The 9,131-nt window shown below is 47.6% G+C and carries 9 protein-coding genes; 6 read left to right on the forward strand and 3 right to left on the reverse strand.

Translation table 11 applies throughout. The features are described from left to right. Positions 1 to 101 precede the first annotated feature (101 nt). Positions 102 to 2,624: an EAL domain-containing protein gene (locus tag QUB12_RS35600; protein WP_333147160.1), complete on the reverse strand. Its 2,523-nt coding sequence runs from the start codon at positions 2,622 to 2,624 to the stop codon at positions 102 to 104. 343 nt (positions 2,625 to 2,967) lie between these two features. On the opposite strand from QUB12_RS35600, the gene QUB12_RS35605 reads away from it, so the two are divergent. The 5 genes from QUB12_RS35605 to QUB12_RS35625 all read left to right on the forward strand — a co-directional run bounded on the left by QUB12_RS35605 (position 2,968) and on the right by QUB12_RS35625 (position 6,668). Further along, complete coding sequence (locus tag QUB12_RS35605) at positions 2,968 to 4,293, forward strand: transposase (protein ID WP_333301130.1); 1,326 nt, start codon at positions 2,968 to 2,970, stop codon at positions 4,291 to 4,293. 113 nt (positions 4,294 to 4,406) lie between these two features. Further along, positions 4,407 to 5,234: a 4-hydroxy-tetrahydrodipicolinate reductase gene (gene dapB / locus QUB12_RS35610; RefSeq protein WP_333147164.1), complete on the forward strand. Its 828-nt coding sequence runs from the start codon at positions 4,407 to 4,409 to the stop codon at positions 5,232 to 5,234. Positions 5,235 to 5,335: 101 nt separating this feature from the next. Further along, positions 5,336 to 6,046, forward strand: a complete 711-nt coding sequence (locus QUB12_RS35615) for a phosphate ABC transporter permease (protein WP_333147166.1) — start codon at positions 5,336 to 5,338, stop codon at positions 6,044 to 6,046. Between the two features lie 72 nt (positions 6,047 to 6,118). Continuing rightward, positions 6,119 to 6,355 (forward strand): DUF4160 domain-containing protein, encoded by a 237-nt coding sequence (locus QUB12_RS35620; RefSeq protein WP_333107757.1) that lies wholly within the window; start codon positions 6,119 to 6,121, stop codon positions 6,353 to 6,355. Further along, on the forward strand, positions 6,336 to 6,668 hold the full coding sequence (locus tag QUB12_RS35625; RefSeq protein ID WP_333147168.1) for a DUF2442 domain-containing protein: 333 nt from the start codon (positions 6,336 to 6,338) through the stop codon (positions 6,666 to 6,668). The genes QUB12_RS35620 and QUB12_RS35625 overlap by 20 nt, the downstream gene beginning before the upstream one ends. Positions 6,669 to 6,686: 18 nt before the next feature. Here the strand turns inward: QUB12_RS35625 and QUB12_RS35630 are convergent, their stop codons facing one another. Together QUB12_RS35630 and QUB12_RS35635 are read right to left on the reverse strand one after the other, a co-directional pair. Further along, positions 6,687 to 7,310, reverse strand: a complete 624-nt coding sequence (locus QUB12_RS35630) for a precorrin-8X methylmutase (RefSeq protein ID WP_333058319.1) — start codon at positions 7,308 to 7,310, stop codon at positions 6,687 to 6,689. Between the two features lie 121 nt (positions 7,311 to 7,431). Further along, complete coding sequence (locus QUB12_RS35635) at positions 7,432 to 8,238, reverse strand: TPM domain-containing protein (RefSeq protein ID WP_015179020.1); 807 nt, start codon at positions 8,236 to 8,238, stop codon at positions 7,432 to 7,434. A gap of 661 nt (positions 8,239 to 8,899) precedes the next feature. Here QUB12_RS35635 and QUB12_RS35640 point away from each other — a divergent pair. Beyond that, the gene (locus QUB12_RS35640; protein WP_333310825.1) at positions 8,900 to 9,079 is read left to right on the forward strand and encodes a hypothetical protein; all 180 of its coding nucleotides are present in this window, start codon (positions 8,900 to 8,902) and stop codon (positions 9,077 to 9,079) included. Positions 9,080 to 9,131: the final 52 nt, after the last annotated feature.

Raw genomic sequence — 9,131 nt, forward strand, 5'->3', positions numbered from 1 at the left:
TGCCCTATGCCCTATGCCCTATGCCCTATGCCCTATGCCCATGAGTACCTCATATGAGAGCTCGAAAGGCTATACAATAACTAATAACTAAAAACCCACAACTACCACTGCGGCTCGGAAGCCATCAAAGCAGTCGCAGCCTCGCTCGGTAACGGCTTAGCAAAAAAATAACCCTGACCATATTCGCAGCCGATCGACCTCAACCTAGCTAATTGTGCCGCCGTCTCCACACCCTCAGCAATCACATCCATACCCAAAGCATGAGCCAGCGCCACAATCGTCCGCACGATCGCCACATTCTCCCCCTCGCTTTCGATCTCCATCCGCCCCACAAACGACTTATCAACCTTCAAAGTATCCGTAGGAAACCGACTTAAATAACTCAACGACGAATAACCCGTGCCAAAATCATCAATTCCCAACTTGACATTAAGCTCCTTCATGTGCTTCAAAACCGCGATCGCCGACTCCACATCATCCATCACCACACTCTCAGTAATCTCCAACTTCAAAGTCTCGGCACTCAAACCCGTTGTTTCCAAAATCACCTGAATGCGATCGACCAAATCCGGCTGGGCAAACTGCTTCCCAGATAAATTTACACTCATAATCAAAGGTCGATCGAAATCAAACATTCCCTCCCAAAGCCCCAACTGCCGGCAAGCCTCCTCCAACACCCACTCACCCAGCGGCACAATTGCCCCCGTTTCCTCAGCCACCGGAATAAACTTCATCGGCGGAATCAAACCCCGCAGCGGGTGTTGCCAGCGTACCAAAGCCTCAAACCCAATAATCCTCCCGCTTGCCAAAGATACAAACGGCTGGTAGTGCAGCAAAAATTCCCGACGCTTGAGGGCCATCCGCAAATCAGTTTCCAACTGCAACCTCTCCACCGCCAAATCGTGCATCGAAGCATTAAACACCTGATACCTTCCCGTCCCCAAAGCCTTCGCCCGGTACATCGCCGTGTGGGCGTCCCGCAGCAAGTGTTCGGGCTGTTCCCTGACAGTAGCAGCGGGTTCGCCCCCCAGGGCAATCCCGATGCTCGCAGTCACAAACACCTCTTGCCCCTTCAACTCAAAAGGTACAATTAAAGCTTGATGAATTCGAGTGGCCAAATCCACCGCACTAGCAACATCAACATTCCTCACCAAAATCGCAAAATCATCACCCCCCACCCGCGCCACAGTATCTGCACGACCAATACTTGCCCTCAACCGCAGCACCACCGCCATCAGCAGTTCGTCCCCCACCAAATGACCCAAAGAATCATTAATCACCTTAAACCTGTCTAAATCCAGAAACAGCACCGCAAACAGATAGCTGCGCCGGCCCCTAGTATTGGCGATCGCCCGCCCCAGGCAATCCACGAACAAATCCCGGTTGGGCAAACCCGTCAGAGAATCGTGAAAAGCATCGTAAAGCTTCCTGTAAGCACTGACACCCACACCAGTCACCACCAAACCTAAAGCCGGCGACACCAGCGGCACCCACCCACCCCCAGTAAAAATCCCATAACTAATCCCCAAAAGTCCCATCAATGCAGCACCCCCAGCCAATCCCGCCCTCCCAGGATGCTGAATCCGCCAAGCCAAAACCCCGCCAACCATCGCCCAAGCACAGTTCCACAAAATTTCCGCCCATTCTGGCCACACCCAAAACAGCGATCGTCCATCCAAAACCGCACTCAATATTTGGCTGAGCATTTGCGTGTGCAGCAACACCCCCGGCATTTTCGGACTTTGCTTTTTAACCGGGCTGTAAGGCGACAAAAACAAATCTCTGGTACTCGGTGCCGTCGTCCCGATCAACACAATCTTGTCCTTAACCCAGCTTGGTTCAATTTCTCCCTTCAATACCTGCCTGATACTGACTTGTCGCGCCACCTCGTTCGCAGAACGGTATTTGAGCAGAATTTGGTAGCCTTTGGCGTCGAGATTTGCATAGCCACCACTGTCAGAAGTTAAAGGTACAAATTCTGCCTTTCCCCAGTTGATTTGGTGGGGATGAACAGCGCTATTTTTCTGCTGTACTCTGTCTTTGAGATACAGCAAAGCCACTTGCAGAGAAAACGATAAAGCAATCTTTTTGTCTGGTTGCGAGACTGAGAGCAAATTGCGGCGTACAACACCATCAGGATCGAGCACGAAGTCGTTAAAACCAACCCGATCGGGCGGTATCCCCGGAGGCGCCGGCACTCCCTGACTTTCTGAATCGCTCAATTTATAGATCGCCACCACATTCGGTGCTTTCAGCCCTGCCAGCAATTCTTGGTGTCCCGGCGCTTGAGGCAAATCCCGGTACAAATCCAAACCGATGACTTTTGGCTGATACTTTTGCAGTTTTGCCAAGGTTTGAGCGATCGTCTTGTCGGAAATCGGAAATCTCCCCAAAGCTTGAATATCGGCTTCAGAAATTTCCACTACCAGCAGCCGCGGATCGGGGCCGGAATCTGGCTGCAAGCGCACTAACGAGTCAAAACTCCCCAACTCCCAGCTTTGCAGGCCTCCCAACTGCCGAACTCCCATATTCAGCAGCGTTACAGTCGCGCCCACAAGCATTGCAGGCAAAATCCTGACCCGTCGGTTTTGAGAACTCAGGTTGAGGCCAGTTGCCACAGACATGACATATCGAAGATTTCGAGAGAATTTGGCAGTCACAGAAAAAATATGTCGGTGCAAATTAGCTTTGCACAAGTCTGTTCTAACAGAATTGAGCTTAATATGAGATTGAATGTAATTTTTTCAGAACTTGTGCCACAACCGAGTTTCTTTAAGCTAATTACTCGATTTGGCAAAGTATTTCTGGGATGGGAAACCGGGTTTCTCAAGATTTACCCACCAGTCCTGTCTTTCATAGAAAATCCTCGTTGGAAACCCTGCGTCTTTAGACCAGGGAGGAAAAGGGATAGGCAGGATTTATCCTGGCATTTCGCTGTATACTTATAACAGTAGCGAAAAGATGGTTATGTACCTGACCCAGAAGAACCAAGTGCGAGAACTGAATAAGTCCGAGTTTTTGGCTCTCAAGGAATTGTGCCGACTGAGTAAGAACCTCTACAACGTAGGGCTTTACACAGTTCGACAATACTTCTTTCAGGAGCGTAAGCACCTGCGCTACGAGTCGAACTACCACCAGTGTAAGGTTAACGAGAACTACCAGTTGCTGAACACTGATATTGCTCAACAGACACTGAAGGTAGTAGACCGAATATTCAAAAGCTTCTACGGATTGATTAGTGCAGTTAGGGAGGGAAGCTACCAACAGCGAGTTAAGCTTCCTCACTACTTGCCAACAGACGGCTACTTCTTGCTGATAATCCCTTGCGGGTTGTCTACCCGTAAGGACAAGACAAAAGTACCGAGACTGGTCATCAAAGACGGCAAGTTTCGGATACCCATGTCCAATCAATTCAAGAAACAGTTTGGGGAAGTTTGGATCAACTTTCCAGACCGCATTAACTACGAATCCCTCAAAGAGATTCGCATTCACCCCAAATACAACGGTCGATACTTCGAGGTTGAATTTATCAACGAAGTAGAACCAGAACCCGTAGAAGTCAATCCCAGTAGTGCGATTAGCATTGATTTGGGAGTAGACAACCTTGCTGCTTGTGTTGATACCAATGGGGCATCCTTCCTGGTGGATGGCAAACCAATTAAATCGATTAACCAGTGGTACAACAAACGCAATGCTTGTCTGCAATCCATCAAGGATAAGCAGGGAATTAAAGGTATTACCAACCAGCAAGTAAAGCTGGTGGTAAGGCGCAATAATCAGGTGAGAGATTACCTGAACAAGGCAGCACGGTTTATAGTCAACCACTGCATTGATAACCAGATTGCACAACTGATTGTTGGTTATAATCCTGGAATCAAACAGGAAATCAACATCGGAAAGTGCAACAACCAGAACTTTGTACAAATCCCGTTTTATTCTTTGCGTTCTAAGTTGAGATCGCTGTGTGAGCGATACGGATTGGTTTACACCGAACAGGAAGAGTCGTATACCAGCAAAGCAAGTGCTATCGATGGTGATGAAGTACCTGTTTACAATGCCGACAATCCTAAGAATTACCAGTTCTCTGGTAAACGAATTAAGCGAGGATTGTATCGGACAAAAGAGAAACATCTGGTTAACAGTGACTTGAATGGTTCAGCAAATATCGGAAGGAAAAGTAAGCACAATGGCTTTGCCGGAGTGTCTAGGGGGTCATTGACTGCCCCAAGAAGGATTAATCTTCTGAAACTAGAGAGAAAATGTGAAGAAGCGCGGATTTATCCCGTTTCGTAACATCCTCTTAGAATCCCCTCGGCTTTAGCCAGGGGAGGGTCAATCCTTGTTTCCCCAAATTCGCACAAGCGTTAAAATTTAGTCGATCGAACTTTCAGGATATTTTTGAGATTATGGCGAATCAACTTCCCATTCCGGTGATTGTTAACGGTGCAGCCGGCAAAATGGGCCGCGAAGTAATTAAGGCGATCGCCCATGCTAGTGACATGACCTTATTTGGGGCTGTAGACCGCTCTCCTGAGTGCCTCAACGCCGATGCCGGGGAATTAGCCGGATGCGGCCCGTTAGAAGTTCCCATCACTGACGACTTGCAAGGAATGCTGGTATTAGCATCTCAGGAAAAGCAGTTAGGGGTGATGGTAGATTTTACACACCCTTCGTCAGTTTATGAAAACGTGCGATCGGCCATAGCTTACGGCATTCGCCCAGTAGTCGGCACTACCGGATTGAGCAGCAAGCAAATTGAAAACTTAGCTGAATTTGCTGACAAAGCGAGCATCGGCTGTTTGATCGTACCCAATTTCTCGATCGGCATGGTGTTGCTCCAACAAGCCGCCGTCACGGCATCTCAGTATTTTGAACACGTAGAAATTATCGAGCTCCACCACAATCAAAAAGCCGACGCTCCCAGCGGTACGGCAATTCAAACTGCCCAAATGTTAGCAGAAATGGGAAAAACTTTCAATCTGCCAGAAGTTGAGGAAACCGAAAAATTAGCCGGTGCTCGGGGTTCAGTGGCCGATGAAGGGATTCGCATTCACAGCATCCGTTTACCCGGTTTAATTGCCCACCAAGAAGTAATTTTTGGTGGCGCCGGTCAAGTTTATACTTTACGACACGATACGAGCGATCGAGCTTGTTATATGCCAGGAGTCTTGCTGTCTATACGCAAAGTCCTTGAATTGCGATCGCTCGTTTACGGCCTGGAAAAAATACTGTAGGTAATTGGTAATTGGTAATTGGTAATTGGTAACTTGTTACTACTGCCAACTGCCAACTGCCAACTGCCAACTGCCAACTGCCAACTGCCAACTGACTAATTATGCTAATTCCCTTAACCCGCGAAACCTTTCAAGAACTAATTCCCGCCGTCGCCACGGGAGCGCAATACAAATATATCTGGGGAAAACCGCCCGATTTTTTGAGGCGAATGTTAATCTCGGCAGTCAGCGTAGTTTTCCTCCTGGTAGTTTATAACTTCGTCGGTTCCGATGTCGGGCCGCTAGTTTTAATCACCGGATTGATAGCTGGTTTGTACTGGCTGTGGGGGCCGATTTTGTGGGCGAGTTTGCGGAATGCAGAATGCCGCAAATATCAATACTGCGGTTTTTGGCAAGGACGAGTTTTGGATATATATATTACAGATGAAGTCACAAGTCAAGAAGAAACAGTCAATCAAAAAGGACAACTCGTAATAGTTGACAACCTAGAACCGCGCATCAACTTAGAAGTTGGTGACAAAACCGGATTTACTACTACACTTCGAGCTCCCTTGCGGAAAGATCACCAAGGAATTGTCCCCGGCCAAGCTGCTTTAATGTTAATCATGTCAAATCAAGAAGATTTAGGCAGAATTGCCAAAGTTTCAGATATTTATATTCCCAGCCGCGACGTGTGGGTGAGCGACTATCCTTATTTACGCAGAGATTTGTTTGTAGAAATGAGCCAACAGATTAAAAAAGGTAGGAAAAAAGACCGCGATCGCACTAATCAAAGTAGAGATGTAAAAAGGCGATCGCCCGCTGATTATTAATATGGATAGTAGCGACAAATTTAAGAGCGATCGCAAGTTAAACTTAGGACAAAATTCACAAGATAGCAGCTAATGCCTACGGTTCTTCAGGTTGGCCCCTACAGTTTCATCTTTTTTAGTTCCGATCGAGGCGAACCAGCCCACATTCATGTTAAACGCGATCGGCAACTTGCCAAATTTTGGATGAATCCTGTATCTCTAGAAAAAAATCGAGGCTTCAAAGAGCATGAATTAAACCAGATTGCTCGTCTTGTAGAGGAATATGAACAAATATTGTTGGAGGCTTGGCATGACTACTTTGATCCTTGAAACAGAACCCCTCGTAATTAAAGTCACGGTGACAGATGAAAAAGTAATTGTGGACTTAGTTGATGGTCGCAGTTTGAGCGTGCCCTTAGCTTGGTATCCCCGTTTGTTGCACGGTACTCCGGAGGAAAGACATAATTGGCAGCTACTTGGAGATGGTTATGCCATTGAATGGGTTGATTTAGACGAACATATTGGAGTTGAAGGTTTGCTAGCCGGCCGACGCAGCAGTGAAAGTCAACGATCATTTGAAAGTTGGTTAATTAACCGCAAGACTGATCGAAATAATCCAGAACGACTAATAACTAATGACTAATGACTGCTGACTTATCGCTCAACTATTCCCCTCTTGGCCGTAAGCCTGCCAAGCCAAATCCACCAGCCCGTTAACAATAGCCACAGCTACCACGGCAGAGCCCTTGCGGCCCTCAATCCGAATGTGAGGAATCATCGAATCGTGCAGCCGCGACTTCGCCACGTCCACCCCCACAAACCCAGAAGGAGTTCCAATTACCAAAGCCGGCCGAATTTCCTCAGATTCAATCAAATCTACGATCGCCGACAAAGCAGTTTGAGCCTGGCCCACCACAAAAATCCCTTCAGGATAGCGTCTTGCCAAAGTTTCAATCCCCCAAGCCGCCCGCGTCCTTTCCCTTTGGGGGCGCGTCAAAGCCTCCATCGAACAGTAAACCGGATTCGCAAAGGTACTTTGGATCAAGGGCGTAATGCCCACCTGCACCATCGGCACATCTACCACGATCGTAGTCCGAGCAGCCAAAGCCGCCGCCCCAGCTTGCAAAGCCTGATCGGAAAAACTAATTAAAGACTTGTACTCAAAATCAGCAGTCGCATAAATCACGCGGCGGACTATTTCGTACTCCGCCGCTGAAAAACCGTGGTCGCCAATTTCGTTATCGATTAATCCCAGACTCTGGGCATCGCTTACGTGCCATTCCATTTGTTGGATAGCTGTCGCCTGTGAGTTGTCAGGTATCAGCTTACCAGCTTTTAGTCATTTGTTGACTGTTGACTGTTGACTGTTGACTGTTGACTGTTGACTGTTGGCTGTTGGCTGTTGACTAAGTTTCCGACGACGAAGAAGATTTGCCCAACACCGGAGTCAGGAATGCCACCAAAACTCCGATCGCAAAACCGGACACATTCCGAACCACAGGCAACCAGTCAGAAGTCCGAGTCACCACCGGCCCCAGTCCGAAAGCAAAAAACAGAATGCCCCACAGCGGCGAAAAAATCAGCGCCCACTGCCAAGCCACAACCTGTCCCGGCTTCCGAGGCTGAGCCGCAAACCCGCAGATGACGCCGCCAACCACCGACGTAATTAACGTCAGAACCCACTGTTCCCTCGGCAAACCCGGAACCACGCGGCATCCGCCCTGACGCAAACAGCCTTCTATGGACTCCAAAGATTCAATAATCGCTCGATCTTCCCCATTGTCCCGCACAAAAAATTGATTACCGTAGCGGGTTTGCAGTTCCACCCAAAAAGTGCGCGGCAGCAGCGGATACAGCGAGTCGCCCACATTAAAATTGAGCAAATTGCCCCCTCGGGGGTCAGCAACTAGCAACACACTCTTGTCATCTAGCCCCCAATAACTTTTGACAGCCAAACCGGGCGTGCGATCGTACTGAGTCAGCACTCGCAGTTTCCAGCCGGTTTCGGCTTCAAATGCCTTTAAATTTTTTGCCAAAGTTTGTTCTTCAATATCCGTGAGGGCTTTAGCTAAGTCAATGATCGGCGTCTGAGTTGACGGCAACAAATCGGGATTATTGAAAGCGTGGGCCGCAGGTGCGATCGTCCACACAGACAAAGCCAGAAAAAATGCGGCAACAGAGGCTAGAAATTTTCGCGGGAAAAGCTGTGACATAGGAACTTATAATCCGGGTCTTAATTGTGAATGCTAGCTGGCGGTCTTAACCAGAGGATAAGAGAAAACTCATATTTCTTTACAATTATTTACTTTACAGGAAGCGGAGAGCAAGGGGAAGGGTTCGGGGAAGGAAAGTTTTGAACAGGGAAGGGACTGAAAATTAACTGTAGAGGGCGCAGTTGCGATCCAGGGTCAACCATCGTTAAGCAAGAGCTCGATTTCCTGACGGGGTGAGTATCGATCCCAGATATTGCACCCGCAATCAAAAACCTGTAGGCGCGGGTTCACCAAAAGCTTTAAGGGGTGCAGACAGGTTAAATAAACCCGCCCCCACCTACAAAAAAGCCCCTTATTGATATTGGTGCAACATCTCAGATTAATAATAATTCAAGCCGATGGTAACAAAGAGAGACCCTGTGTGCGATCGGTTATTTAAGTATTTTCCTGCCTGAAAAAACTTACCTTCATAAAGATTTAGCATAAGTTGAAAAACTACCAGTAAATATACTGGAAATCCAACAGACTAGCAACACCCAAAAAAGCTCTAAAATTATGTATTTTCCCGAATATCTTTATCATCGAGCCGAGCCGATAATGATGAGCAACCGCTGAATAATGATTTAAAAGAAATTAACCATTTCTCAAGGAGCGCGAGCGAGTGCCTTTAACCGACCAGATTAGAGAACCTTTAACAGAAATGGAATCCTTAATTCCCGGACTTGCCCCAACTTTCGCCCCACAACGGCCGGAAATTCAGACTAACAAAACCTTATTAGATCAAACTCCGGGCTCTTCTCAAAACCCCGAACAACTTACAGCATATTCCATGTATATATGATACACTGTATTTAGTACATAAGCGAAAAAAATGAAACCTTATTCGATCGAGT

The organism is Microcoleus sp. B7-D4, from assembly GCF_036705125.1.
Classification (GTDB): Bacteria; Cyanobacteriota; Cyanobacteriia; order Cyanobacteriales; family Microcoleaceae; genus Microcoleus.

Excerpts from the sequence above, each read along its gene's own strand:
- QUB12_RS35600 (WP_333147160.1), bottom strand. The coding sequence starts at position 2,624 with ATGTCTGTGGCAACTGGCCTCAACCTGAGTTCTCAAAACCGACGGGTC.
- QUB12_RS35605 (WP_333301130.1), top strand. The coding sequence starts at position 2,968 with ATGTACCTGACCCAGAAGAACCAAGTGCGAGAACTGAATAAGTCCGAG.
- dapB (WP_333147164.1), top strand. The coding sequence starts at position 4,407 with ATGGCGAATCAACTTCCCATTCCGGTGATTGTTAACGGTGCAGCCGGC.
- QUB12_RS35615 (WP_333147166.1), top strand. The coding sequence starts at position 5,336 with ATGCTAATTCCCTTAACCCGCGAAACCTTTCAAGAACTAATTCCCGCC.
- QUB12_RS35620 (WP_333107757.1), top strand. The coding sequence starts at position 6,119 with ATGCCTACGGTTCTTCAGGTTGGCCCCTACAGTTTCATCTTTTTTAGT.
- QUB12_RS35625 (WP_333147168.1), top strand. The coding sequence starts at position 6,336 with ATGACTACTTTGATCCTTGAAACAGAACCCCTCGTAATTAAAGTCACG.
- QUB12_RS35630 (WP_333058319.1), bottom strand. The coding sequence starts at position 7,310 with ATGGAATGGCACGTAAGCGATGCCCAGAGTCTGGGATTAATCGATAAC.
- QUB12_RS35635 (WP_015179020.1), bottom strand. The coding sequence starts at position 8,238 with ATGTCACAGCTTTTCCCGCGAAAATTTCTAGCCTCTGTTGCCGCATTT.